At 53.8% G+C, this 24,329-nt stretch carries 19 protein-coding genes; 10 read left to right on the forward strand and 9 right to left on the reverse strand.

What is annotated here, in order from left to right:
* Positions 1 to 5: 5 nt before the first annotated feature.
* Positions 6 to 1,256, forward strand: coding sequence for a glutamine amidotransferase-related protein (locus DCC81_RS25640; protein WP_165806716.1), 1,251 nt, complete (start codon positions 6 to 8; stop codon positions 1,254 to 1,256).
* Positions 1,257 to 1,330: 74 nt separating this feature from the next.
* Here the strand turns inward: DCC81_RS25640 and DCC81_RS23485 are convergent, their stop codons facing one another.
* From DCC81_RS23485 to DCC81_RS23505, 4 genes are all read right to left on the reverse strand, one after another.
* The gene (locus DCC81_RS23485; RefSeq protein ID WP_108689101.1) at positions 1,331 to 2,695 is read right to left on the reverse strand and encodes a hypothetical protein; all 1,365 of its coding nucleotides are present in this window, start codon (positions 2,693 to 2,695) and stop codon (positions 1,331 to 1,333) included.
* Between the two features lie 258 nt (positions 2,696 to 2,953).
* Positions 2,954 to 4,054, reverse strand: coding sequence for a phytase (locus DCC81_RS23495; RefSeq protein ID WP_240613056.1), 1,101 nt, complete (start codon positions 4,052 to 4,054; stop codon positions 2,954 to 2,956).
* A gap of 93 nt (positions 4,055 to 4,147) precedes the next feature.
* Positions 4,148 to 5,749, reverse strand: coding sequence for an Ig-like domain-containing protein (locus DCC81_RS23500; protein WP_108689107.1), 1,602 nt, complete (start codon positions 5,747 to 5,749; stop codon positions 4,148 to 4,150).
* 31 nt (positions 5,750 to 5,780) lie between these two features.
* The gene (locus DCC81_RS23505; RefSeq protein WP_108689109.1) at positions 5,781 to 8,576 is read right to left on the reverse strand and encodes a TonB-dependent receptor; all 2,796 of its coding nucleotides are present in this window, start codon (positions 8,574 to 8,576) and stop codon (positions 5,781 to 5,783) included.
* Positions 8,577 to 8,914: 338 nt separating this feature from the next.
* Between DCC81_RS23505 and DCC81_RS23510 the strand changes: the two genes are divergently transcribed.
* Positions 8,915 to 9,097, forward strand: coding sequence for a hypothetical protein (locus DCC81_RS23510; protein ID WP_108689110.1), 183 nt, complete (start codon positions 8,915 to 8,917; stop codon positions 9,095 to 9,097).
* Here the strand turns inward: DCC81_RS23510 and DCC81_RS23515 are convergent.
* Positions 9,089 to 10,735: a tetratricopeptide repeat protein gene (locus tag DCC81_RS23515; protein WP_108689112.1), complete on the reverse strand. Its 1,647-nt coding sequence runs from the start codon at positions 10,733 to 10,735 to the stop codon at positions 9,089 to 9,091. The genes DCC81_RS23510 and DCC81_RS23515 overlap by 9 nt on opposite strands.
* Here DCC81_RS23515 and DCC81_RS25425 point away from each other — a divergent pair.
* The 4 genes from DCC81_RS25425 to DCC81_RS23530 all read left to right on the forward strand — a co-directional run bounded on the left by DCC81_RS25425 (position 10,725) and on the right by DCC81_RS23530 (position 16,473).
* Positions 10,725 to 10,949, forward strand: coding sequence for a hypothetical protein (locus tag DCC81_RS25425; protein ID WP_133177780.1), 225 nt, complete (start codon positions 10,725 to 10,727; stop codon positions 10,947 to 10,949). The two genes, DCC81_RS23515 and DCC81_RS25425, sit on opposite strands and share 11 nt — an antisense overlap.
* Positions 10,931 to 11,677: an ImuA family protein gene (locus DCC81_RS23520; protein ID WP_205686416.1), complete on the forward strand. Its 747-nt coding sequence runs from the start codon at positions 10,931 to 10,933 to the stop codon at positions 11,675 to 11,677. The genes DCC81_RS25425 and DCC81_RS23520 overlap by 19 nt, the downstream gene beginning before the upstream one ends.
* Before the next feature lie 75 nt (positions 11,678 to 11,752).
* The gene (locus DCC81_RS23525) at positions 11,753 to 13,249 is read left to right on the forward strand and encodes a Y-family DNA polymerase (protein WP_108689114.1); all 1,497 of its coding nucleotides are present in this window, start codon (positions 11,753 to 11,755) and stop codon (positions 13,247 to 13,249) included.
* Between the two features lie 104 nt (positions 13,250 to 13,353).
* Entirely contained in the window at positions 13,354 to 16,473 is a 3,120-nt protein-coding gene (locus tag DCC81_RS23530; RefSeq protein ID WP_108689116.1) for an error-prone DNA polymerase, read from the forward strand.
* Here the strand turns inward: DCC81_RS23530 and DCC81_RS23535 are convergent.
* Both DCC81_RS23535 and DCC81_RS23540 read right to left on the reverse strand, forming a co-directional pair.
* Entirely contained in the window at positions 16,470 to 19,271 is a 2,802-nt protein-coding gene (locus DCC81_RS23535) for a M1 family metallopeptidase (RefSeq protein WP_240613057.1), read from the reverse strand. The two genes, DCC81_RS23530 and DCC81_RS23535, sit on opposite strands and share 4 nt — an antisense overlap.
* Before the next feature lie 141 nt (positions 19,272 to 19,412).
* Positions 19,413 to 20,252, reverse strand: coding sequence for an SMP-30/gluconolactonase/LRE family protein (locus DCC81_RS23540; RefSeq protein WP_240613058.1), 840 nt, complete (start codon positions 20,250 to 20,252; stop codon positions 19,413 to 19,415).
* A gap of 451 nt (positions 20,253 to 20,703) precedes the next feature.
* Between DCC81_RS23540 and DCC81_RS23550 the strand changes: the two genes are divergently transcribed.
* The 4 genes from DCC81_RS23550 to DCC81_RS23565 all read left to right on the forward strand — a co-directional run bounded on the left by DCC81_RS23550 (position 20,704) and on the right by DCC81_RS23565 (position 23,298).
* On the forward strand, positions 20,704 to 21,045 hold the full coding sequence (locus tag DCC81_RS23550) for an ArsR/SmtB family transcription factor (protein WP_108689122.1): 342 nt from the start codon (positions 20,704 to 20,706) through the stop codon (positions 21,043 to 21,045).
* Positions 21,026 to 21,484, forward strand: coding sequence for an SRPBCC family protein (locus tag DCC81_RS23555; RefSeq protein ID WP_108689125.1), 459 nt, complete (start codon positions 21,026 to 21,028; stop codon positions 21,482 to 21,484). Before DCC81_RS23550 ends, DCC81_RS23555 begins: the two co-directional genes overlap by 20 nt.
* A gap of 1 nt (position 21,485) precedes the next feature.
* On the forward strand, positions 21,486 to 22,259 hold the full coding sequence (locus tag DCC81_RS23560) for an alpha/beta fold hydrolase (RefSeq protein WP_108689127.1): 774 nt from the start codon (positions 21,486 to 21,488) through the stop codon (positions 22,257 to 22,259).
* A gap of 286 nt (positions 22,260 to 22,545) precedes the next feature.
* The gene (locus tag DCC81_RS23565) at positions 22,546 to 23,298 is read left to right on the forward strand and encodes a phosphatase PAP2 family protein (RefSeq protein WP_108689129.1); all 753 of its coding nucleotides are present in this window, start codon (positions 22,546 to 22,548) and stop codon (positions 23,296 to 23,298) included.
* Here DCC81_RS23565 and DCC81_RS23570 read toward each other — a convergent pair.
* Entirely contained in the window at positions 23,295 to 23,873 is a 579-nt protein-coding gene (locus DCC81_RS23570) for an HD domain-containing protein (protein WP_165806717.1), read from the reverse strand. The genes DCC81_RS23565 and DCC81_RS23570 overlap by 4 nt on opposite strands.
* A 69-nt stretch (positions 23,874 to 23,942) precedes the next feature.
* The gene (locus DCC81_RS23575) at positions 23,943 to 24,299 is read right to left on the reverse strand and encodes a cupin domain-containing protein (protein ID WP_108689133.1); all 357 of its coding nucleotides are present in this window, start codon (positions 24,297 to 24,299) and stop codon (positions 23,943 to 23,945) included.
* Between the last annotated feature and the right edge of the window lie 30 nt (positions 24,300 to 24,329).

Genomic DNA, 24,329 nt, shown 5'->3' on the forward strand with positions numbered 1-24,329 from the left:
CCATCATGCGTATTCATGTTTTGCAGCATGTTTCCTTTGAAGGCCCCGGCTGCATTGCCCGCTGGGCCGCCGCCCGGGGACATGTGCTCACCACTTCCCTCCGCTCCTTCCCGGCTGTACATGATTTTGACGCCCTGGTGATCATGGGTGGTCCTATGGGCGCTTATGAAGATGACCAATACCACTGGATGCCTGCTGAAAAGGCATTGATCCGGGAAACCATTGCCAGCGGCAAAAAAGTGCTGGGCATTTGCCTGGGTGCACAACTGATCGCCAGTGTATTGGGCGCGGCGGTAAAGGCGGCACCGCAGAGAGAGATAGGCTGGTATCCTGTGCAACCCACGGCGGCCGCGAACCGGCATCTTTGGCTGGAGGCCGTGTTTGCAGACGCCCCTGTAGTATTTCACTGGCATGGGGATCAATTTGCTATTCCCGCGGGTGCAGAGGACCTGCTGACCAGTGCCGCCAACGTGCACCAGGCGTTTTTGGTAAACGACCAGGTGCTGGGATTACAGTTTCACTTGGAAGTGATGGAGGCTGATATGGAGGCAATGCTGGAGCATGGCGCTGAAGACCTGGCTCCCGGTGCCTATGTGCAAAACGCAGCGCAGATCAGGGCCGGCAGTCCCCACCTGGCGCGGGCTAACGCGCGGATGGTGCAGCTGCTGGATGGCTTTTTTGGCGGAATGGTGGCCCGGCTCCGTGCCGGCGACTGGGATGCCCACCAGCAGGTGATAGAGCGGTATCACCGCCTCCTCTTCCATTTTGTGTCCCGGATGATCCCCGATCCGCGGGTGGTGGAAGATATAGTTGTCGGGACGTTTAGTAAGCTCTGGGAGTACCGTTCCCGGGTTACGGACCTTGCCACGTTGCGCACACTTTTGTTTACTACTTCCAGGAATGATAGCCTGGTGCAAATGCACAACGACAAGGACCTGCTGCGCCGGTTTGGAAAATCGCCGGAGGCTGTGCCGGATGGCGATGAATGGGTGGAGCAGGTAATTGCCAGGGCGGATGTGTACGCGGAGATCTTAAAGGCGGTGGATGCATTGCCGGGGGAAATGCCGCAGCTTTTCGTGGAAGGTTTCCTGGATAAAATACCGGAGGCAGAGATGGCGGAGGCGAGGAAAGTTAGTACGGGCGCGATGACGCAGCAAAAAGCAGATAGCCTGGCGTTGCTCATGGAAAGGGTGAAGGAACAGGGAGCGGTGGCAATAAAGATATTACAGGACTGGTTAGCGGAACATCAGGATTGACAATGTTTCAATACGTTTTTAAACGCTTATGCGTCATACAAAAAGAAAGGGGCCGCAGCCCCTTTCTTTTTTATTTACTGCCACCATAACAGTGGCGCTTTATTTATATTCCTGTTTGCCCGGAAGGGCTTGTCGTGCGGTGGTGCATTGCTCTGTGCGTCATCCGTGGTCACTGTTACGGTCCCGATGGCCAGGTTCAGTTCATCCAGGGTGGTGTAAGTAGTGCTGCCTGCGGTTTCCATAGGCCCGTTGCTGTAGCAGTTACTTACCAACAGGGTCTCGCGGTTCTGGAAATCATCCGTGGCAATGGCGCCTGCTTTGGGTGCGGCAGCACCTTCCAGCTTACTGAAATGCACAAAACAATTGCGCACCGCTGTTGCCTGCCCAGTAGTATCGCCCAGGTACGTGAAGCCCAGGATACCGGCGATCATCCCATTGCTCTTTGCCGCAAAGTTAGCGTAGCACATATCCACTTCGGTGTACTGCATATTTCCCACAATTCCCGCCACCTTGTTGCCTTCCAGCCTGCCCGTGAAAGAAGAGCCAATGATGCGGGCGTGCTGCGCTTCCGCCACCAGGCCGCCCGCCATGCCACTGCTGTCTGCAAAGCGGATAGTACCTTTTACGCTACAATTGCGGATGGTGCCGTAATGCACGGTGGCCAGCCCTGCCGTATAGGCGTTAACGTTAGCATTGCGTATGCCCCTGGCGGACAATACCAGGCGCACATTTTTCAGCACCGCGTCCTTGTCCAGGGTGTCAAACAGGGCTACATCCGTGGTGCCCCTGCGGCGGTAAGGTGCGTAAATAGTGAGATTGGAGATCGTATGTCCTTTACCGTTATAGCTGGAACCAAACTTCACCGGCACCGGGCAATCCCTGAACGTAGTGTCGGGGAAGGCAAAGTCACAGGCCTGGGTGTAAGCCACCTTGTGGCCGCTGGTCTTTGCATGGCGGCCCATGGCCAGGAAGTCGCGGTAATTGCGGATCACGTATTGTTCTTTTACTGTGCGGGTGGCAAAACTATCCGCCGGCTGGCGTGTATTCACCACCGTTAGGGTGAGATCACCATCCTTGTAATCCGCCAGGGACAGGCAGTTCCAGGCATAGGCGCCGGTAGAGTCCGTGGTGAACTGGCCTTCCGCAGCCTGCAGGCCGTGGTGCAGCAAGCCTTTGCCGCCGGTAATGCTATAATTATAAGTAGTAAAGGGAGCGCCATGCAGGAAGTACGCCAGGGTATCGGGGTGAATGGTCATCCAGTCCATGTCTGCAGCGCCATAACGGGGCTGGCTAAACGAAAGCACGGGCTTGGGCGGTGGAACCACTGCTACAGGGACTACCGGCACCGGTTTGGGGACCGGCCGTTTTTCCTCTGTTTTGCAGGTTACCAGCGCCACCGCTATCAGCAGGCAGGCCGGCAGGACGTGTTTGAATTTCATGGGTAGGGTTTCTAGGGAGGGCAAAACTAAGAAATATTTATCAACGTGGATAACTTTTTTTGTTAATATGATAAAAGGCGCCGTGAACGTCTCAATTTCCAGGTTTACCGGGAAAACCCGGAAATTGAAACCAGCCACTTATTACGGGCGGTTGAAAATTATTCCTTCCCTGGCCTGGGCATTACCTGGTGCCCTTGCGCCCATAAGAAATGGGCCGCACCAGGAAAATGATGCGGCCCATACTGTGTGTTATGCGCATTAATTGCCTTTTGCGGGCAAGTACTTTTCAAGGGCCCTCCAGTCATAGTACTGGAACACCTTGCCATTGCTCATCGCTACAAATAGTCCTTTGGGAAATTTTTCTCCCAGGTTTACATTGGTTACGTCAGATCCGTCGCTCTCAATGGTGGAAGTAGGGATTTCCGCCAGGAGCGGGTGCTGGTGCGGATTGCCGGGCTGGCCTTCCCGCCGGAATACCAGGAAAGTATTGGCCTGCTGGTTGGATACCAGGATATAACCGGTGCTATCGCCCGTTTCATAGATGGAAATACCTTCGTTGTCGCCCTTGAATTTGCCTTCGCCAAACAAGGCCAGTTCTTCATTGCCTTTTGCGGGGTCTGCATAGTATTTGCGCACGCCCACTGTTTCATCGGAGTAATAGATATAACCCAGCTTGTCATCCACGGCAATGGATTCTATTTCTTTTTTGCCGCTGAACTTACCAAACTTTCTTACCAGCCTGGCGCTTACATTGCCGGTACCGTCATCGCCCAGCTCATATTGCCAGAGGTAGGAACCTTCCAGGGGGCCCGTTTTGCGGCCTACCACGGCATAGATCTTACCCGCGGGGTCTTTGTACATGGAAATGCCCATCAGGTCACGGAACTCCGGTTGGTCCTCTCCTTCAAACACGGGAATGCCCCCTTTGTCCAGCGGCTTCATGTCCGGCAGGGAATAAATGCGCAGCATGTGGGTGTAGCGCTCTGTCACCACGGCAATATCTGTAGGCTTACCATTGAGCACCAGGCCGTATTCGATATCTACATTGTTAGGTCTTTGCAGGCCTTTGATGGTCTTATCCTTCAGCTCTTTACCGTCCAGGTCAAACACATAGAGCCCCCCTTTTTCATTCTTGTCCGTGCCAATGATCAGGCTTTTGCTTTTATCAGTGGGGTTGATCCAGATCGCGGGATCGTCTGTGTCGTAGTCCACCATGTCTGTAACTATCGCCGGTTTCAGTGCTGCACCGGGCGGGGTGCTGCCGGCCGCATCCTGTTTCACCGTGGTGGCACTGCAGCTGCAAAGCGCTACCATGGCTGCTATTGCGCACCACCTGTGGTGATAACTGCTTATCATCATCCTTATCTTTTTAAAGAAGGAAACCGTTCTTTCAACAAAAACGGTTTCCTTTTACAGAATACAATTACGTGTGATCAACGTCCTTTGCCGTTCTTAGTTGGTACCAAAAGCACCAAAGAATGCAGATGGAGCGGGCGATTTATAGGTAACACCATTTACGGTTACACCGCTGGTAATGAAGTAGGGGGTGAAACCGGTGTAAGCACCTGTGAGCGCGGGGGAGCCGGCTTTCAGGTGGAAGTCCCAGCTGGCATTGAAAGTATAATCCAGCAGCGGGTTGGTTGCAAAGGGGAAGTTGTTGAACATCGGGTCCTTGTCACCTGCGCTGGCGCCGGTGATATCGTGTGCACCGTATACAGCGTCTTTCACCACGGGGCTCAGTTTAAAGCCATCGTAGGCCGTAGCTGTGCCGTTGGTAATGTGCTGGGGAACATCGCTGCGCTGGGTGCCACCTGCATAATAGTTATAATCGATCTTGCTGGCCAGGTCCGGTCCATCGGTGGCATTCAGCTGCCAGGACGGGGCTTTGGTGCGGAACATGGCGTTGATCACCAGGTTGTTGTACACATTCACCAGTACACCCTTTTCGCACCAGATAGAACCGCCTTTGGGGGCGTTCGGGTCTCTTCTCCAACCGGAGTTGATGATGGTGTTATTGTAGGCATTGATCTGGGCTTGCGCACGGGTAGCGCTGGCGCCGGAGTTAGACAGTTTAAAACCGTTGGTATTGGGGCTGTACATCAGGTTGTAGGCAGCGTCCACTTTACAACCGGCTTTCACGTTGATGGCTTCACCACCTGCTTCACCTACGGCGTAGAAAGTATTGTTCATGAAGATGCAGCTACCACCCTGCACGTAGATGGCGTCTTCGCCGGTGCTGCGGAAAGTCGTGTGCTGGATCACGTATTTGCCCGCGGGGTTGTTGGTGTTGAATGCCACCATCCCTTCTCCACCACCCGCTTTGAACAGGCCTGCGGTTACAGAGGGAGAAGTAGCGGTGGTAACGGCGCCGGTGTACTCGATGACCGCATGATCTATCAGGATCTCGGAGCAGCTGGTAGAGCCGATGATGCCGCCCCAGAGGCGTTTAAAGGTGTTGGCCGCGGTTCTTTCAGCAGCAGGAACAGATACCAGTACGGGCGCATCGGCGGTACCCTGGATATACAGGTTGCCGTTCACGATCCATTCGATCTTGGTAGCGTTTGCATCCTGGCCACCGGTGCTGATATTGATCTCCACGCCTTCTTCAATGGTGAGTGTTTTACCGGCGGGCACATTGATATGGCCGGTTACATTCACTACGGAATATTTAGCCCAGGTACCTTCTACGGCGCCGCTTACAGAAATGGCGTCGTTCTGGGTTACGGTTACGGAGCAGGTAGCCGTTTCACCACCATCTTCTGTAGTGATGGTGATAGTAGCGCTACCGGGTTTTACAGCGGTTACTTTACCAGCTGCGTCCACCGTGGCCACATCCTGGGCGGAAGAGGTCCACTTAACATTCTTGTTGGCTGCATTAGCCGGGAAAAGTGTGAAGGACAGGGTTTCCGTGCCACCAGGTTTCAGGGTAAGCGTGGTTTTAGACAGGGTTACACCTTTAACGGTCGTATCCGGTTTGTCTTTTTTACATGCTACAAAACCCAGCATGATCAGGGTACCAAGCGCAAGGAATAACTTGAATGTTGCTTGTTTCATTTGGTGAACTTTTTTGTTGATGGAATGATGTTTAGAATTTAAAGCGGAAGCCCAGCATAATGGTCTGGCCGTAATAGTCTTTACGGGTCACTGTACCATTCCGGAAGGTTTCGTAGCCGGGTGTTGCATCGTTCGCGGCATTCACCTTCTTCACGTAGTCTTTGATGGGCGTGTTCAGCAGGTTGGTGGCTTTTGCAAACACCACGTAGTGGCGGGCGAACTTCTTCTCCACGGATGCATCCACCTGTACAAAACCACTTTGCCAGATGTCATTGTCCAGGTAGCGGGACACGGCATAGAGCCTGTCGCCGGTGTAGCCCAGCGACAGCTGCCCGTCAATGCCGTTCTTGACGCTTTTATACAACAGGCTGAAGTTGCCTACGTGCGCGGCCTGCCCGGCCAGGCGGCGGGCCTGGTTCACATTCTTCAGTTCCACGTGTTGTGTGCCATCCGCATCCGTAGTGTTGTAGTAAAAAAGCTTGTCCGTAGTGATACTGGAATTGGTATAGGTATAATTCAGCTTTACGCCGAAGTTGTAAATGAATTTGGTGTAGTCCAGTTCAAGGCCGTAATTGGTGGCATTGCCAAAGTTTGTGGGCATATAGAAAGAGCCCTGGCCCTGCAGCACCATCCCAAACTCAATGGGGTTCTCTATCTTCTTATAGAACACCCCCGCCATGAACTGTTCTGAAGGTTTGGGAAACAACTCATAACGCAGGTCCGCGTTGTGCGCCACCGTGTGCTTCAGGTCCGGGTTACCGGCTTCGGTGAGGTCTTCGTTCACGATGCGGTAAGGCACGATCTCGAAGAAACTGGGGCGGTTAATGGCTTCATAATAAGAAGAACGCAGGTTGGTCATTGCATTCAGCTTGTACTTCAGGTTCAGGCTGGGCAACACGTCGGTGTAAACCTGGTTGCCATCGTTCTTCAGGCCATCTGTGGCATGATCCAGGTGGTAGCCCTGGTCTGTATGTTCCACGCGCACGCCGCCCACTGCCTCCAGTTTACCCACGTTCACCTTGCCTTCCAGGTAGCCTGCTGCAATTTTTTCAGCGGCATCATAGTTCAGCGGATCGCCGGTGGAGCCGCTGGGGTTGAACACCATGAATTTGATCTCACTGTATTTGTTCCAGTCCTTGCCTTCAATCAGGTTGGTCTGTGAGCCTGCAGGTTTGGTCTCGTCATAAGGCCGGAACTGGTATTCATTGAAGAAATTGGTGCGTTGTTTATCGCGGTACAAGCCACCGGCAGAAAGGATTACAGGCGTTCTTGCGCTCCCCAGGTTGTAATGGAAGTTCAGGTAGCCGGCCTTGTCTTCATCGGCGTTGTGCTCCCATCTTCTTTCCGCGCCGCCCAGCACTACCACGGACTTGGGGTTCTCTACCCCGTTCCTTACGGTGGATGCCAGGTGCACCTGGCTGTTGTCCGGCACTTCGTTGGTGGCTTTGGAATACACAGCAGACCAGTCTATGCTGAAACGGCTGTTGAAAAAGCGGTGGTCTCCTTTCAGTGTATTGGTAAAAATATTCTGGTGGGTGTAGCGGAAACGGCGGTCGTAGCCTACGTTGTAGCTGTTGTTTGCGGGATCATAACCTACGGAGAGATTGATGCTGCGCTCGTCCCTTACCTGGTAGTTCCTGAAATCCAGCCAGGCGCTGTAGAATTGCAGTTTATGCCGGTCATTGAAGCGGTAGTCCAGTTTTGCATGCACGCCGGCGCGTTCCTGTTGTTCAGAGAAGGTCCGGTCATCGCGGGAGGTGATCACCGGCAGGTTAGATGCATCGCTGGTAGCGGTGGTGAAAGAGAAATAGGTACTGTTGGCACCGCGGTAGCTGTTCTGGTAAGTGCCGGCCACTAACACGCCCAGTTTGTCGTGCAGGAAACGGTCGCCCACGGAAAGGCCGCCAAAGATATTGGGTTTAAACCCGGAGGATTGTTTCATGTCCAGCAGGCCTGCATTGAAGTCCCTGGGCTTTGCAGGATAGGCGGCACCCAGTTCCTCGAAAGGCGATTTACTGGCGATCCGGGATTTATCATAGGAATAAAAAGGCCGGTTGAAGAAAAGGGAGTTGGCGCCGGTGGCCAGGTTACCGGAGATCTGCAACTTGTCCGGGGCGTCTTTCATCACCATGTTAATGGCACCGCCAATACCGTCACCTTCCATATCGGGGGTGAGGGATTTATATACTTCCAGCCGGTCCAGCAGTTCCGCCGGGAAGATATCCAGGGGCACAAAGCGGTTCTTGTTATCCGGGCTGGGGATCTTTACACCATTCACCAGGGTATAGTTATAGCGCTTGTCCATGCCGCGCAGCAGGGCATACTGGCCATCGCCGGTGTTGTTCCTTTCCACGGTAACGCCGGATACGCGCTGGATCACATTGGCCACGGTGAGGTCCGGCGAGAGCTGGATGGCGCGGGCAGATACGATGTTCATTACATGGTCTGCATTCTTTTCCATATTGCGTGCGCTGGCGTCCCCGTTCTTTTCGTGGGTGCCGGTAACGACTACGCCCGCCAGTTCTTTACGGTCTGTTTTGAGTTCAATGACCGGTAGCGTGGTACTGTCAGTGGAGATGCGGCGTGTTTCCGTGGCGTAACCGATCATGGAGATGGTGATCTCGTAGTGACCCTTCGGCATATTTTTGATCATGAAGCTGCCATCCAGCCCGGAAACGGCGTGGTAGGAAGTGGAGGATACCCTTACTACCGCCCCGGTGATCGCTTCTCCTGTTTCCCCGGATATGATCAAACCCTTTATTGTTTGACCGGATGCGGAAGCTCCCAGGCAGAGGAGCAGGAATGACATGAACAAAATTCGGCGCATAGATCTGATGCATTTTTTTCGCAGGACAAAGCTGGAGAAAACCTTTTGCAGCACGAAAAATGCGGCGTTAACGAACAGGCAACACCGTTAACAGCGGGCGTTACAAGGTGTAACAATTTTATTGTAACTAATTGATTTTTACACCGTACAAGTGTAACAAAAGCGACCGTTAAGAAATTGTTACCGTAACATGAGGGAATTGTTACGGGTTGTAACGTGAGTGGCTGATTCCTCGGTGGTGCGCTCTTCTTTGTCGCAAACCACCCGGCAGGTTGTCGCATGTACGGCGGTTGCATGCAAGCGGTTCTCCCTAAGTTTGGTTTTTAAAACAACATCACATGGGTAAACTGATCCTTGAAATGCAATTCTCCCTGGACGGCTTTGCTGAAATGCATTTCCTGGTAAACCCTGCTGCCCTTGGAAAAGGGTTGCGTATTTTCCATGACCTTACTCAACTGGCGCTGGTGAAGGCTACGGGATTTGCCTGCGGCGTTACGGCCCTGCATTACCGGCTACAATGATTGCAGGAAACTGGACAGGTTCTCTCCCTGCTCCAGTTTCAGTTTTTTACGGAGGCGGTGCCGGATCACGCGCAGGCTGTCCGGGGAAATGCCCAGTAAGGTGGTGATATCTGAGGAGCTGAGGTTCATTTTCAGTAAAGCAATGAGGCGCAGGTCATTCGGCGTAAGATCGCTGCACACGGCGCGCACTTTGTCGAAAAAGCTTTCATGTACCTGCTCAAACACGGTACGGAATTCGCCCCAGTACGTATCCTGGCTGGCGCTGATGTTGATCTTATGTACCAGTTGTTTCAGTTGTTTTTTGTGATCCCGCTTGTCGTCTTTCAGCAGCTCATTCAGGTCTGTTTTAATGGATTCCAGCACTTCATTTTTTTGAATGAGGTGCAGGATCTGGGACGACAGTTCCTTGCTCTTCACTTCCAGTTGCTGCTTCAGGTTCTCTTCTTCCAGTTGCTTGTTCTTCAGTTCTGCTTCCAGCAGGCCATGCTCTGTTTCAAAAATATGATGTTGTGTTTTGCGGATCTGCTGTTCGGTCCTGATCTTCAGTTTCTGGCGCATGTAGATCAGCACGGCTACAGACAACAGCAGTAGCAGGATGATCACGGAGGCGGCAATGATGATCCCATTCACTTGTTTTTCCGCATTAAGCCGCGTGATCTCCGCGTTCTTTTTCTCCGTATCAAAGAGCACCTGCATGAGGGCGATCTGCTTGGAATTTTCGCGATCGTAAATTTCCTTAAAGGACAGGCGTGCTTTCTCCGTGTAATAGTAGGCGCTGTCGTACTGTTTCATTAACCCATAACTGCGGCCTATGTCGCGGTAGGCGGCGGTGAGCTGGTATTTTTCGTTGAGCTGCTGTGCCAGTGCCAGGGCGCGTTTGGAGTATTGCAGTCCGCTGGCGTACTGGCCGGTCTTGCGGTAAATGTCGCCCAGGTTATTGACCACTTCTATCTGGGCTATGTTGTTGTGGTAGCGTTCATTCAGCTGCAGCGCCACCTGGTAGTAATGCAGGGAGGAGTCGTACCGCCCCTGGTCTTCCATAATGCTGGCAATGTTCTCATAGATCTTTGCCAGCGCAGAGCTGTCGCCGTTGTGCACCAGGTGGCTCATGGCCAGTTGCTGGTACAGGTAGGCGGAGTCATAGGCCAGGCGTTTTTCATACAGGTGGCCTATCTCTCCGTAGCTTTCCGCAATGCCTTTATGATCGTCCAGTTTCCGGAACAGGGCCAGGGCTTCGTTAAATTCGTCCATGGCCTGGTGGGGTTGTTTGTTATAATAATAAATATTGCCCAGGTAGTTGAGGGTTTGGGCTAACTGCCGGTCCTGGTGTTCTTCGCGGAATATCTTTTGCGCTTCCAGCAGGTGGTCTATGGCTGCGGCATAGTTGCCCTGGTGGTACAGCACCTGTCCCATTTGCTGCAGGCAGGCGGCCTCCTCTACCCTGTTCTGTTCCAGGCGGGCCTTGGCTATCAGTGATTTTAAAACGGTGTACGCAGAGTCGGGAAATTCAGTGGAAAGCTCCGTTACGTCAAACCGGCCATCCGTGTGGGTTTGCGCCTTCAGGGCGGTGGGCAGCCCCCAGGTAAACTGGCAGGATAAATACAGCAACAATAGTAATCTGGTCGTAATGTCCCTCATTCAATACACAATTAGCCACGGGCAAATACCGCAAAATAATGGTATTGCCCCAGCAGGAATGCCAGTTTACAAAAAGATAATATACTCCGGTGCCGATGGAGGTATTGCCGGAATAAAGAAAAACGCCGCAAAATATTTTTGGTGGAGGAATAAAAATTTTAGTACGTTTGCTAAAAATATTAGCAATACGAAATCGTGGGAGGCGCTAAACTAGATATCATCAACCAGCTGAGAAAAGAGATCCTTTTGATGGAGGGGCATAAGCCGGTGGTACGCCCGGAAGGCGACCACAGTTTAGGCCCCCTGGCCGGTGCTTTCCCGGATGGAGGACTGCCGGTGGGGGTGCATGAATTTATCAGCATGGAAACGGAGGCCGCTGCGGCCACCGTGGGTTTTGTAGCCGGCCTGCTCAGCCACCTGCTGCAGCAAGGGGGTGTATGCCTCTGGATCAGTGCTGCCCGTACTTTATTCCCGCCCGCTTTGCTGGGCTTTAACATACAACCGGACAAGGTGATTTTCATAGACCTGCTGTACGATAAAGACGTGCTCTGGGCGATGGAAGAGGCCCTGAAATGCGGGGGGCTGGGGGCCGTGGTAGGAGAAATGCGGGAGATCAGCTTCACCGCGTCCCGCCGCCTGCAACTGGCCATAGAACAAAGTGGTATTATGGGATTTGTGCTGCGCCACCGGCCCCGTAATCTCAATCCCATTGCCAGTCTTTCCCGCTGGGAGGTGCGCCCCTTACCCAGCATCGTGGAGCCAGGCCTTCCTGGTATTGGGCATGCCTGTTTTTCCGTGCAGCTTTTAAAACTGCGGCATGGCCAGCCTGCCCACTGGGAGCTGGAATGGTGCGAAGGCATGTTCAAGGCACGGATACCCTGGCAGGAACGCATGCCTGCGCCAGTGCACCATAACCATAACATAACGCCACATGTAGCGTAGTGGTGTGGTGCGCCTGGGCGTTGGAATCTGAAACACCTTGCTGTTGGAAATTGTGAATTTGGAAATTGATCTACATTGTCACGCTTTATCGCAATCTGGTTCTATCATTTAAAAACAGACTGGTACACTTTAGCTGAGCCGGCACTGAAGCAGGTGCCTTTTGTGCTGAGTGAAATGAACCGGGGGCGCAAGCTGATCACGGCAGTGAACCCGGTGGCCCTGGACAAGGAACTTTTTCCCGGCATGACCGTGGCGGATGCCAAAGCACTGGTACCGGGATTGCACGTGAAGGACGATCCACCGGATCTTGCACATACCTTACTGAATACATTAGGCGAATGGTGTATCCGTTATTCTCCCGCTATTGCCCTGGATCCGCCAGATGGGTTATTGCTGGAGGCTACGGGTTGCACCCATCTTTGGGGAAGTGATGGCGTATATCTTTCCACCATCAAACATTCCCTGCGCAAACGCGGCTATCATGTGCGGGCGGCCATTGCAGATACGGTCGGTGCAGCATGGGCTGTAGCCCGCTTTACCAAAGGGGATGGTTATGTACGGGAAGGGGAACAGGCCGCCGTGCTAAAACCCTTGCCGCCAAAGGCTTTGCGGCTGGAGGAAGTGTTGCTGGACAAGCTGGATAAACTGGGCTTCCGGGAGATAGACAGCTTTATGCGCATTCCCCGGAATGTACTGCGCCGCCGTTTTGGGCCGGAGCTGTCCCGCCGGCTGGACCAGGCCCTGGGGTACGCCAGTGAATTACTGGAGCCCATACAACCACCGGAGCCATATGAAGAGCGGCTGCCCTGCATGGAACCTATTGTGGCAGCAGCAGGCATCCGCATTGCCATAGAACGGTTGCTCGCGGCACTTTGCCGGCGGCTGGAGGCAGAAGGCAACGGGGTGCGCACGGCTACGCTGCACACGTTCCGCGTGGATGGGAAACGGCAGCAGATCAGCATTGGCACTAACAGGGCCACCTATCATGTAGCGCACCTGCAAAAATTGTTTGAAGAAAAAGTGTGCATGATAGAACCGGACCTGGGCATAGAAATGTTCCTGCTGGTAGCGGATAAAACCGGCCCGGTAAAAGTGCCCCAGGTGAAGCTCTGGGCCCAGGACGCCGGCCTGCAGCACGCGGCCCTGGCGGAGTTGCTGGACCGCATTGGCAACAAGTTCGGGGAAGAGGTGGTGCACCGTTACCTGCCCGTGGAAAGGCACTGGCCGGAGCGTTCCATACAACCAGCATCTTTGGAAGCGGTACCACAAACCGCCTGGAACCACCGGGTAAGAAGGCCGATTATGCTCCTGAAACAGCCGGAAGAGATCACGGTGATGTCTCCCCTGCCGGACTACCCGCCTATCAACTTCCGTTATAAGAACCAACTGCACACCGTGCGCAAAGCCAGTGTACCGGGGCGCAAAGAAAGGGAGTGGTGGATGGACGCAGGCCAGCCCAGGGATTATTACATGGTGGAAGATGAAAACGGCCGCCGCTACTGGTTATTCCGCCTGGGGCATTATGATGATGTAGTGCCCTGCAAATGGTATATCCACGGATTTTTCGCTTAGTGATCCAACCATTTCACATCCCTGCTACTTACTGCATAACACCTGCTGTATCATACACTCCCCTGCCAGGCATGTTCACTGTACAGGGTGCAATTTGAATTTTCATGTCTTACACAGAACTACAGGTCACTACTAATTTCAGCTTCCTGCGCGGTGCGGCTCACCCGGAAGAGCTGGTAAAACGGGCGCTGGAACTGCAACACACGGAAATAGCCATTACAGACCGGAACACCCTGGCCGGCATTGTAAGAGCCTATGCCGCGTCTAAAGAAGCGCCTATCCGTGTAATTCCCGGGTGCCGGCTGGACCTGCTGGATGGGCCTTCCCTCCTGGCCTACCCGGTTAACCAGCAAGCCTATGCGCGCCTGTCGTCCATGCTGAGCACCGGCAACCTGCGCGCAGAAAAAGGACAATGCCACCTGTACCAGGAAGATGTTTTTGCCAATGCGCGTGACATGAAATTCATTGCCATAGCACCTTCCTACCTGGATGCACAGTTCAATTTTGATCCTGCTTTTGTAAAAGACCTGGAACGTTATAAGGATGTTTTTGGAAAAGATCTTTACCTGGCCATTACCCGGACTTACCAGGAAGAGGAAGACAAAATACTGTTCCGCTTACAGCAACTGGGCCGGCGGCTGGAAGTGCCACTGGTGGCTACAAACGATGTGCATTACCACATCCCGGAGCGCAGGGAACTACAGGATGTGCTGACCTGTATCCGGGAAAAATGTACGATCTACGAAGCAGGGTTCCGCCTGTTTGAGAACGGGGAACGCTACCTGAAAAAGATAGCGGAAATGCAGCGCCTTTTCCGGCAATACCCCGATGCCATCAAATGCACCAAAGAAATTGCAGAAGCCTGTCATTTTTCATTGAACGAGCTGAAATACGTGTACCCGGAAGAGATCACCAGCCTGGGACGGTCGCCCCAGGAAGCGCTGGCGGAAGAGACCTACAAAGGTGCACAGAAACGCTACCCGGGTGGCGTGCCACAAAAGATAAAGGACAGCATTGCACATGAGTTGCGTTTCATTGAAGAAATGGGATACGCGCCTTATTTCCTCACCGTGTACGACATTGTAAATGAAGCCAACCGCCTTAATATTCTCTGCCAGGGGCGTGGCTCCGCGGCCAATTCCGCGGTGTGTTATTGCCTGGGGATCACCGCGGTGAACCCGATGGAATTTGAACTGCTTTTTGAGCGCTTTATTTCCGCTGCGCGCAATGAGCCACCGGATATTGACGTAGACTTTGAGCATGAGCGCAGGGAGGAGATCATGCAATACATCTACAATAAATATGGGCGCGACCGGGCAGCTATTGTAGCCACCGTAACACAGATGCATACCAAGGGCGCCATCCGGGATGTGGGCAAGGTAATGGGGCTTTCTGTAGATACCATTGGAAAACTGGCGGCTTCTGTATGGCATTTTACAGAAGAATGGTTTGATGAAAAACGCCTGGTGGAACAAGGACTGAACCCGCATGATCAGCACCTGCGCAAGGTGTTGCAGCTTACAGGCCAGTACATTGGTTTTCCCAGGCAGCTGGGGCAGCACACCGGCGGCTTCGTGATCACGCAGGGAAAGCTCACGGAACTGTGCCCCGTGCTGAATGCCCGCATGGAAGACCGCACCTGTATTGAATGGAACAAGGATGATATTGATACGCTGGGCTTCCTGAAGATAGATGTACTGGCATTGGGCATGCTCACGTGTATCCGCAAATGCTTTGACCTGCTGCGGGATCATTACAACCTGCCACTGACACTGGCTACGGTGCCTACCAACGTAACAGCGGTGTACGATATGATCTGTAAAGGAGATACCATCGGGGTGTTCCAGATAGAAAGCCGCGCGCAACAAGCCATGCTGCCGCGTTTGAAGCCCCGGGAATTTTATGATCTCGTAATTGAAGTGGCCATTGTAAGGCCCGGGCCTATCCAGGGGGACATGGTGCATCCTTATTTGAGACGGCGGAATGAATTGGAAGAAGTTGTTTATCCCAAAGGATTGGAAGAAATTCTTAAGCGCACATTAGGTGTGCCCCTGTTCCAGGAGCAGGCCATGAAAATAGCCATTGTAGCGGCAGATTTCACCCCGGCGGAAGCGGATGAACTGCGTCGCGCCATGGCCACGTTCAAAGCCAAGGGCGTAGTGAATAAGTTTAAAACAAAGCTCATTGAAGGTATGTTGAAGAACGGCTATGAGCAGGACTTTGCGGAGCGTATCTACAGGCAGCTGGAAGGTTTTGGCAGCTATGGTTTCCCGGAAAGCCATGCCGCCAGCTTTGCACTGCTGGTATATATTTCTTCCTGGATCAAATGTATGCACCCGGATGTATTTGCCTGCGGGTTGCTGAACAGCCAGCCGATGGGCTTTTATGCGCCAGCCCAGATAGTACGCGATGCGAGGGAGCACGATGTGGTGGTACTGCCGGTGGATGTGAATTTTTCCTGCTGGGACAATACCCTGGAACCGCAGGAAGGCAAACCATGGCACGCCCTGCGCCTGGGTTTCCGCCAGGTGAAAAGCCTGGGCGAAGAAGCGCTGCAGCCCTTGCTGCATGCGCGCCCCCAACGGTTTGATACCATCCTTGCCTTACATGAGCAAGGTCTTTCCGTGCGTATCCTGGAAGTACTGGCAGATGCAGATGCTTTCCGCTCCATGGGGCTGGACCGGCGCCAGGCCCTGTGGGAGATCACGTCCCTGCACGACCGGCCCATTGCCCTCTTTGAAGGCCAGCCCTCCGCAAGCACCTTTGAAGCGCCGGTGCAGCTGCCATTGATGACGCCCTCGGAACATGTGGTGCAGGATTATGCCGCCATGGCCCTCTCGCTCAAGGCCCACCCGGTAAGCTTTGTACGGGAGCAGCTTACAGCACTGCAGGTACTCTCCACGGAAGACCTGCTGGCGCTGAATGACGGGGACCCCTTGCGGGTAGCGGGCTTGGTGCTGGTAAAACAAAGGCCCGGCACTGCTTCCGGCATCTGCTTCATCACCATTGAAGATGAGAAAGGCGTGAGCAACCTGGTGGTGTTCCAGAAATTATTTGACCACTACCGGAAGGAAATATTGGGCGCCAAATTGCTCATGGTGGAAGGCACCATGCAAAGGGAAGGTGAAGTAAGGCACGTGGTGGTGAAACGCTGCTATAACCTTACCTACCTGCTGCGCAAAGATGCCCATGATGTGATGCCGGGTGGCCGCAATTTCCGCTAGTGCAGGATGGTCTGCGTTCTGCGCAGGTTGTCCGTAGCCTGCAGGATCTGTGCTTTGAGTTTTGGATTATAACCCGGATGTGCCTGCAGAAATGTTTCCACCGCCTGCCAGGCAACCGGGTCCTGGTACATGCTGAACGTGGCATTCAGCCAGGACTGTGGGAAAAAGATGTCGCCGGTGCGTTGGATCTCTTCCAGCAGGGAAAGGCTTTGTGGCAGGTATTTCAATGCTGTTTGCTGGCGCAGGGGATGATGCAGGTAATAGAGCGCCGTTACCACCCAGGCTTCTTTCTGGCGGCTGGCCCGGTCGGACAGGGCGGCAAAGAAACGGTCGCGCACCGTGCTATCGGGTGAGAGTGCGGGTTGCAGGTATTGCAGGCGTTTTCGGCGGTCAGGATCTGCAATGCGCGCCAGCTGCCGGTCCAGCACCGTGGCGGCCGTGTCAGCTTTCAGGGCAATAGACAAGGCCAGGCTGGTGTAATCATCTTCACTGAGGGTTACCTTCGGCGGCGCCTTTTTATCCTGCCAGATAGCGTATATGCGTGCCTGTGCGGCGGCAGTGCTGTATACATCCTGGTAGGCTTTAAATAACAGCTTGCGGTTGTTGGGCGCCTCCTGTGCTTCCAGGGCCGTCCAGAGCGCGGTTTCCAGCATGGCGGTGTACTGGCTGCGTTGTGTGGCGGGAATAAATTCCCAGTAGATGTTGGTGATATAACCGCTCAGCAAACGCAGGTTCATTTCATCCCGCTCAGCCGGCAGTCCTTTTACAAACAGCCGCAACAGGTCAGCGGGTTTGTAAGTGCGGCCCGCCAGCATGTTCTCGTAATCGTTGATATAAATGGCTGCGCGTTGCAGGCCATTGGGCAGCCCGAAAATACCGGTACCCAGGGCACTGTCCACCGGGAAAAGGCCGTATCCCCTGCCGTCTGTATTGAAGAGGATGTGTTGCGGAACGGGCAATGCCTGCGGGAATGGTATAACGGTGTGTGCGCCTTTGGCGGCTACGGTGATCACGGTGTCATAGCCCGGGTACACCAGGGAAATATTGAAGTATTGCGGCCATACGCGTTGTGCATTTCCGCTTTCCGCCTGCTGATCGATATAGAGGGCGCTGAGACGGTCCCGGGTTACGATACTTTGGGCGCTGAACACCGGGCGGCCGGTCTCATTCACCCACACCTTGTTCCATTGCTCCAGGTCATTGGGCGTGTATCTGCCCAGTATTTTGATCAGGTCCGGCCAGGTAGCGTTATCGTAGGCGTATGTTTTCAGGTACTCGCGGATGCCCTGCCGGAAGGCGTTTGCGCCCATCAGCAGTTCCAGCTGCCGCATCATAATGGGAGCTTTGTGATAAATGATATTGCCGTACATGGTGCCCGCTTCCTGCAGGTTACCCAGCTGCTGGCGTATGGGATTGGCACCGGGCGTCCGGTCTACGCCATACGCCGCGGGATAGTGGTCCAGCAGGAATTTCTGGTTGAAGGTGGCATTGCCCATTACTTTTTCCGTCACCTTATCGGCCATGAAATTGGCAAATACTTCTTTCATCCATACGTCGTTGAACCATTGCATGGTCACCAGGTCGCCAAACCACATGTGCGCGGTTTCGTGTGAAATAAGGTTGGCGCGGGCTATGTACTGGTCCTTTGTGGCGCCCTGGTCCAGGAAAAGACTGGAGGCTTTGTACTGCACTTCACCAGGGTGTTCCATGCCGCCAAACTGGAAGTCAGGAATGCCTACAAACCCTACTTTCTGGAAAGGAAATGGAATACCCGTCCATTGCTCCAGGAAGCGGATGGCAGCTTGATGGGCAAGGAATATGGAGTCCACGCTGAGGTGGATCTTGGCAGTGTCTGTTTCCCGGTAAAGGAAGTGTGCACTGCGCTCGCCTACCGGTTGTTCCACATACTGGTATTTGCCGGCCGTAAAGGAAAACAGGTAGGTGGGCAGCGGGTCGGAGGTGAAAAAGAAATAGCGGGTCTGGTCTCCACTCCGCAAGGTGTTGCTTACACTGCCATTGGCCAGTACTTTCCAGTCGCTGGGCACGTCCAGCGTAAGGCGGAAGCGGCTTTTGAGATTGGGCTGGTCAAAGCAGGGAAATACGGTGCGTGCACGGTCCGGAACAAACAGGGCGTACACATATTCGTCATTACGGTTCAGGGATGCATCGCCGGCGGTGAAGCTGATCGTTACATTGTTTTCGCCTTTACGGAGGGAGGCTGCAGGAAGCAGGAGATGTTCCTGTTGCAGGTTGATGGCCACGGGACGGCCATTAACAGCGAGTTGGTGCACTGCGGTAGCTGGTTGCTTAAAGTCCAGCTGCAGCGGGGCTTTGTTATCGCGTAGCCGGAAACGGACCGTTTCTGTGCCGGATATGGGATCCTGTTTTTTAGCCGGGATCTGGAATGCAAGTGTGTATTGTATGTCTTGCAGCACAGCCTTGCGGTAGCTGGCCAGGGCAAAAGATACGCCTGGTTCCAGGGCCGGTACTGGCGGAATTGCGGGTGCCCCTGCAATGTTGGAAGTACTATGCTTAGGATGGCCGGAAGCCGTTGCAGACGGGCTGACGCTTGTTGTTCCCAAGCCGGAAGTACTATGCATAGGATGGCCGGAAGCCGTTGCAGACGGGCTGACGCTTGTTGTTCCCAAGCCGGAAGTACTATGCGTAGGATGGCCGGAAGCCTGCTTTACAGCGTTGGTGTTTGTTTGTACAGGTGCAATTGGTTGGCTGGTTGGCTGGCCCATGGCGGCTTCCATGACGGAACCTGCCAGTATGGCCAGGATGGTGGTGCGCTTCATGCAAGTTGGTTTGGCAGAGCGCTAAGATAAGGGTCTCCGGCTTATTTCACAATGAAAGGCCTTTCTTCTTCCCCGTTTACACGGCGCACATACACATCGTGCCGGCGGAAAGGCACCACGATGCCGGCATCACGAAAAAAATTACTGGCCATGGTCAGCCGACAACCGGTATGCTGCCACAGATCTTCCCAAAAAAGTAGGCACATACACTGTTTTCGTTTCGGGGTCATAACCAATATCCGCGGTTTTATGATTGGTCTCATGGGTATCCAGTAACAATTGTTTGTCGCCTGCGGCATTTACATAATACAGCCATCCGCCCCAGGATGTCACCAGGAAATCGCCGTTGCCAACGGGTTCTATGCCATCGCCTCCATGCTCCAGGTCACAAAGCTTTCTCACCTTATGCGGCGCGTCAGATACGTACATGCCATCACCGGTGAGGATGTATACCAGTTTGCCCACCGCCTTAATGCCGTTCACGCCTTTAAGGCTGTCCGCATATAGCGAGGGCTTTTCTTCTTGAATCTTAAATACATTGGACTGCTGCGTATCTGTTACATACACGGTACCATCATTGGCCACCGTAATATCATTAAGCCCCTTGGCGCCGGGTACCGGTATTTTATGATCAATCCTGTTTGCCGGAATATCGATCACCACCACGTTGGAAAGATCCGCCACGTACAGCAGGTTTCCATAACGGGCCAGCCCTTTCGGGGCATCCAGGCCGGTGATCCAGGTATCGCTCAGCACCTTGCCGTGATGGTCCAGCCGGGCCACGCCGCCTTTATGGTCCGCCGCCCAGGCGCCTCCGTCTATCAGGGAAACGTATAGGCATTCCCGTTGGGGCAGCACGGATTCGGGGATGGCCAGCACGCTGTCTGTTTCCCAAAGTTTATCTACCCGGTGTTGCGCGATGGAGGGCCGGCCTGTGGCCAATGCCAGGGCAAGCACAGACATGGAAAGGGTACAACGCATAAAATGGTGAGGTTAAAGGTGATACTAAGTTAGCTACTTGTTACGTGGTATGTGCTCCCCTAAATTAGCTAAATATTATCTTGAAGGCCTGTTTTTTTGCCTGTTTGGACCGTACAAAAAGCAATTTATTATCACCTACCCCCAATCCAATTACCCGTCAAACAGCGCATTTCTGGCCTCGGCACTACCGCAGCCAAAGACGACAACGACCTGCTGCCCGCGCACTTCGCCGGCGCACGGAACGATGACGATGCTACCCTGGCGGCGGTGCGCCCGGCTCCCTGCGCTAACATGGGTGGCACCCATCTGGCGAGGATGGTGGCCGCTTCGCCGGCCGCTGTGCAAATGATGTACAGCGGCCTTTTTGCACGCGATAGCCGGTGCCGCTCAAAAAAATAATTTGCGCAAGTAAATACTTGCACATATATTCGCAAGTAATTACTTGCATATTATGAAAGCCAGACGTGACGTATACCAGGCTATTGCAGACCCCACCCGCCGGGCTATCATTGGCATGATTGCAGCGGGGCCTCAGAATGTAAATACCATCGCGGAACATTTTACCGTGACCCGGCAGGCCATTTCCCTGCACGTGAAGATCCTGGAAGACTGTGGCCTCATCGTGATCCACCGGCAGGGGCGCGACCGTTTTTGCGAAGCGCAACTGGACCAGCTCAGCGAAGTGGCTTCCTGGGTGGAGCAATACCGCCAGCACTATGAACGCAAGCTGGACAAACTGGAAACTTACCTTGAACAACTCAAAAAAGCAAAATATGGAAAGTCAAAAAAGTAGCACCCAAGACCGGGAATTGCGCGTTTCCCGCCTGTTCAATGCCCCGGTAGCACTGGTATGGGAAGCCTGGACGCAGCCGGAGCATATTGCCAACTGGTGGGGCCCCGATGGCTTTACCTGCACCATCACCAAAATGGATATGCGCCCCGGCGGTGACTGGCACCTGGTGCTGCACGGACCGGATGGTACGGACTACCGCAACGAAAGCGTGTTCAGCGAGATCATCCCGCTGGAGAAGATCGTGTACCAGCATACTTCGTCGCCCATCTTCACCGCTACCATCACCTTTGAAGCGCAAGGCGAACAAACCCTGCTGCAATGGCATATGCTCTTCCAGTCGCGCGAAGAATTTATCCAGGTGGTGAAGACCTACAAGGCAGACGAAGGCCTGAAACAGAACGTTGTTAAACTGGACGCTTACCTTAAAAAAATGCAATAATATGGCCACTCCTTCCGCCAGCGGCCATGCGCCCGTGAATGGCATACAAATGTATTACGAGATCTACGGCGATGGCGGCACCCCGCTCCTGCTCCTGCATGGCGGCGGCTCTACCATCCAGAGCAGTTTTGCGCACTTCATCCCGCACTTACAGGGTACGGTGATCGCCGTGGAACTACAGGCCCATGGCCGTACTACTGACCGGGATGCACCGGAATCCTTTACACAGGATGCGGATGATGTGGCGGCTTTCATCCAATACCTGCAACTGGGCGCCGTACATGTACTGGGTTTCAGCAATGGCGGCAGCACCGCGCTGCAACTGGCCATCCGCCACCCGGAAAAAGTAAAGCGGGTGATCTCCATTGCCGGCGCTACCAAAAGGGCGGCTTTCCCCCACGGCTTTTTTGAGGGCATGGCGCAGGCTACCCTGGCTCATATGCCGGAGCCGCTGCAAAAGGCCTTCCTGGCGGTAACGCCCAGCCAGCAAGGGCTACAGGCTATGTTTGAAAAAGACCGGGACCGCATGCTGCACTTTGAAGACTGGCCGGATACCCTGCTGCAGAGTATACAGATGCCGGTATTGCTGCTGGTAGGTGATAAGGATGTAGTGTCCGTAGCGCACACCCAGGAAATAGCGCAAACCATTCCCCATGGACAACTTGCGGTACTGCCGGGCGGCCATGGCGTAATGATCGGTGAGATGGAGGCACCGGGCACGCAGCATCCCTGGCCGGCCATCACAGCGGCCATCGTGCATACTTTCCTGCAGTAAGGATGGGCGCTTATGGGCGCCCGCCTTTTTACCAGGCAGGGCGCAGGTGGGCTCCGCAAGCTCATCCATGAAAAATAGATCCAACGGATCTGCCATTGCAAAAATTGCCACCTGGAACAGCGAAAAATACACGCCGTCATGGCATACCTTTGCCTGATGGAAAACTACAAACCCATTGTCCGTGAATGACCAGCCACTGCCCGGATCCTCCGCCGTGTAGCAACCTACGCTTCATATTTACCACAGAATCCCTTTATAGCTTGAGTGCCGCACCACCTACAACTGCATGAATAAGCTGACTTTATCCCTGCTGGCCCTGCTTGCACCCGGCATTGGTTTACACGCACAAACTACGGATAGCACCACTACGCCAACCGCCTTCCAGAAGATAGCACCTACCCTCTGGGTATTGCCCGCAGCCGCCATTACTTATGGGGCCGTTTCCCTGCATAGCGACGGGCTGGAAGACCTGAACGAACATGTGAAATGGGAAGTATCACAGGAGCATCCCCACAATAAACTGCACATTGATAATTACCTGCAATGGTCACCGGCGGTGGCCGTGTATGCGCTGAATGCTTTTGGGGTAAAAGGAAAACACGATTTTGTGGACCGCAGCCTCATTTATGGGATGTCTACCGTGATCATGGCCAGTACGGTGTTTGCCACTAAAGACCTTACCCACGAGTGGCGCCCTGACCACTCTGACCAGTACTCCTTCCCTTCCGGGCACACGGCTACGGCCTTTGCTGCCGCTGAGTTTATGCGCAAGGAATACGCGGACCAGTCTATCTGGTACGGCGTGGCCGGGTATGCCGCGGCTACGGCCACGGGTTACCTGCGCCTGTACAACAATAAACACTGGTTAAGTGATGTAGTGGCGGGGGCCGGCGTAGGTATTCTTTCTACCGACCTTGCCTACTGGCTGTACCCGAAAGTAAAGCGGTTGATAGGCGAAAAGCCGCAACTGGCGCGCAGCATGGCGCTACCTTACTATAATAATGGCAGCGTGGGGCTCAGCTTCGTGCATCAGCTCTAGGGCATTAGCGTGCGCATGTGCGCCTGTTTCACAGGCGCTAATCTTTCCTGCGCGTAGGTAGTGAAGTAATGGTGGCTTTGCAGGAAGGCATAGGTTTTTTCTTTCCAGTGTTCAATGGGCTTGCCAAAACGCGCTTCCATTTCAGCTTTCACCAGCGGGTCCATTTTCCAGAATTCATCGCTGCCCAGGTGGTAGGTATCTGCATCGCAAATGATCTGTTGCAATAGGGTTTGTGGCTCGGCGGGCAATTTGGTGGCCATGATGCAACCGGCTATGATCTCTATGTTAGCCGCGGGAATGGGATGCTCCGCAAAATAGGCCCGCATGAGGCGCACACTCTCCTGTTCGTGCGTGGCAAGATCTGCAAACAGGTGGCCGGTATCATGAAACCAGGCGGCTGCCAGCAGCATAAAATTATCGGTATCACTCAGCTTGTAAAATGCGCCTATTTCAATGGCATGCAACACTACGTCTGTAGTGTGGGCGGCGTTGTGGTAAAGCAGGAAAGGCCGGTTATTAGCGGCAAACAAATCGCAGACATACGTTCCTATATCATAAAGAGAAGCATCCGTCATTAGCATGCCTAAAACTAGCAGCGGATTTTGACGCAATTCTGTAGCGTAAAATTCCAGGCAACCCATTCCTTAATCCTCCAGGAAGTGAGGATCAGTACCCGCGGCGAAAGTAACATACACGCGCTTCCAGGGAGCATCGCCCACCAGTTGCCATTGATGGCCTTTGCCACTGGTATCGGTAGCCACCAGCACATCGCCGGGGCGCAGGGTGAATTGGTCACCGGTGCTGGTCACAAATTCCAGCACACCATCCAGGGTAAGCACGTACTGGGTGGTGGGCGCATTATGCCATTCAAAAGCACCGTGGGCAGGTGTTTCACGGAAATAGATCTTATCAGCGTTGATAAAAATATCGGTCTGGATCCGGCCGGTCTTTACATGGGAATGTCCATCAGCGTCGGCATAAAGCAGGTAGGCTTTGATCATCTGTTGTAGCATTTTTTACGACTGAGAAAA

Origin of the sequence: Chitinophaga parva, from assembly GCF_003071345.1 — a bacterium.
GTDB lineage: Bacteria > Bacteroidota > Bacteroidia > Chitinophagales > Chitinophagaceae > Chitinophaga > Chitinophaga parva.

Excerpts from the sequence above, each read along its gene's own strand:
- DCC81_RS23500 (WP_108689107.1), bottom strand. The coding sequence starts at position 5,749 with ATGAAACAAGCAACATTCAAGTTATTCCTTGCGCTTGGTACCCTGATC.
- DCC81_RS23530 (WP_108689116.1), top strand. The coding sequence starts at position 13,354 with ATGTCTTACACAGAACTACAGGTCACTACTAATTTCAGCTTCCTGCGC.
- DCC81_RS23570 (WP_165806717.1), bottom strand. The coding sequence starts at position 23,873 with ATGACGGATGCTTCTCTTTATGATATAGGAACGTATGTCTGCGATTTG.
- DCC81_RS23575 (WP_108689133.1), bottom strand. The coding sequence starts at position 24,299 with ATGATCAAAGCCTACCTGCTTTATGCCGACGCTGATGGACATTCCCAT.
- DCC81_RS25425 (WP_133177780.1), top strand. The coding sequence starts at position 10,725 with ATGTCCCTCATTCAATACACAATTAGCCACGGGCAAATACCGCAAAAT.
- DCC81_RS23515 (WP_108689112.1), bottom strand. The coding sequence starts at position 10,735 with ATGAGGGACATTACGACCAGATTACTATTGTTGCTGTATTTATCCTGC.
- DCC81_RS23560 (WP_108689127.1), top strand. The coding sequence starts at position 21,486 with ATGGCCACTCCTTCCGCCAGCGGCCATGCGCCCGTGAATGGCATACAA.
- DCC81_RS25640 (WP_165806716.1), top strand. The coding sequence starts at position 6 with ATGCGTATTCATGTTTTGCAGCATGTTTCCTTTGAAGGCCCCGGCTGC.
- DCC81_RS23535 (WP_240613057.1), bottom strand. The coding sequence starts at position 19,271 with ATGAAGCGCACCACCATCCTGGCCATACTGGCAGGTTCCGTCATGGAA.
- DCC81_RS23495 (WP_240613056.1), bottom strand. The coding sequence starts at position 4,054 with ATGATGATAAGCAGTTATCACCACAGGTGGTGCGCAATAGCAGCCATG.
- DCC81_RS23505 (WP_108689109.1), bottom strand. The coding sequence starts at position 8,576 with ATGCGCCGAATTTTGTTCATGTCATTCCTGCTCCTCTGCCTGGGAGCT.
- DCC81_RS23485 (WP_108689101.1), bottom strand. The coding sequence starts at position 2,695 with ATGAAATTCAAACACGTCCTGCCGGCCTGCCTGCTGATAGCGGTGGCG.
- DCC81_RS23555 (WP_108689125.1), top strand. The coding sequence starts at position 21,026 with ATGGAAAGTCAAAAAAGTAGCACCCAAGACCGGGAATTGCGCGTTTCC.
- DCC81_RS23550 (WP_108689122.1), top strand. The coding sequence starts at position 20,704 with ATGAAAGCCAGACGTGACGTATACCAGGCTATTGCAGACCCCACCCGC.
- DCC81_RS23510 (WP_108689110.1), top strand. The coding sequence starts at position 8,915 with ATGGGTAAACTGATCCTTGAAATGCAATTCTCCCTGGACGGCTTTGCT.
- DCC81_RS23565 (WP_108689129.1), top strand. The coding sequence starts at position 22,546 with ATGAATAAGCTGACTTTATCCCTGCTGGCCCTGCTTGCACCCGGCATT.
- DCC81_RS23540 (WP_240613058.1), bottom strand. The coding sequence starts at position 20,252 with ATGCGTTGTACCCTTTCCATGTCTGTGCTTGCCCTGGCATTGGCCACA.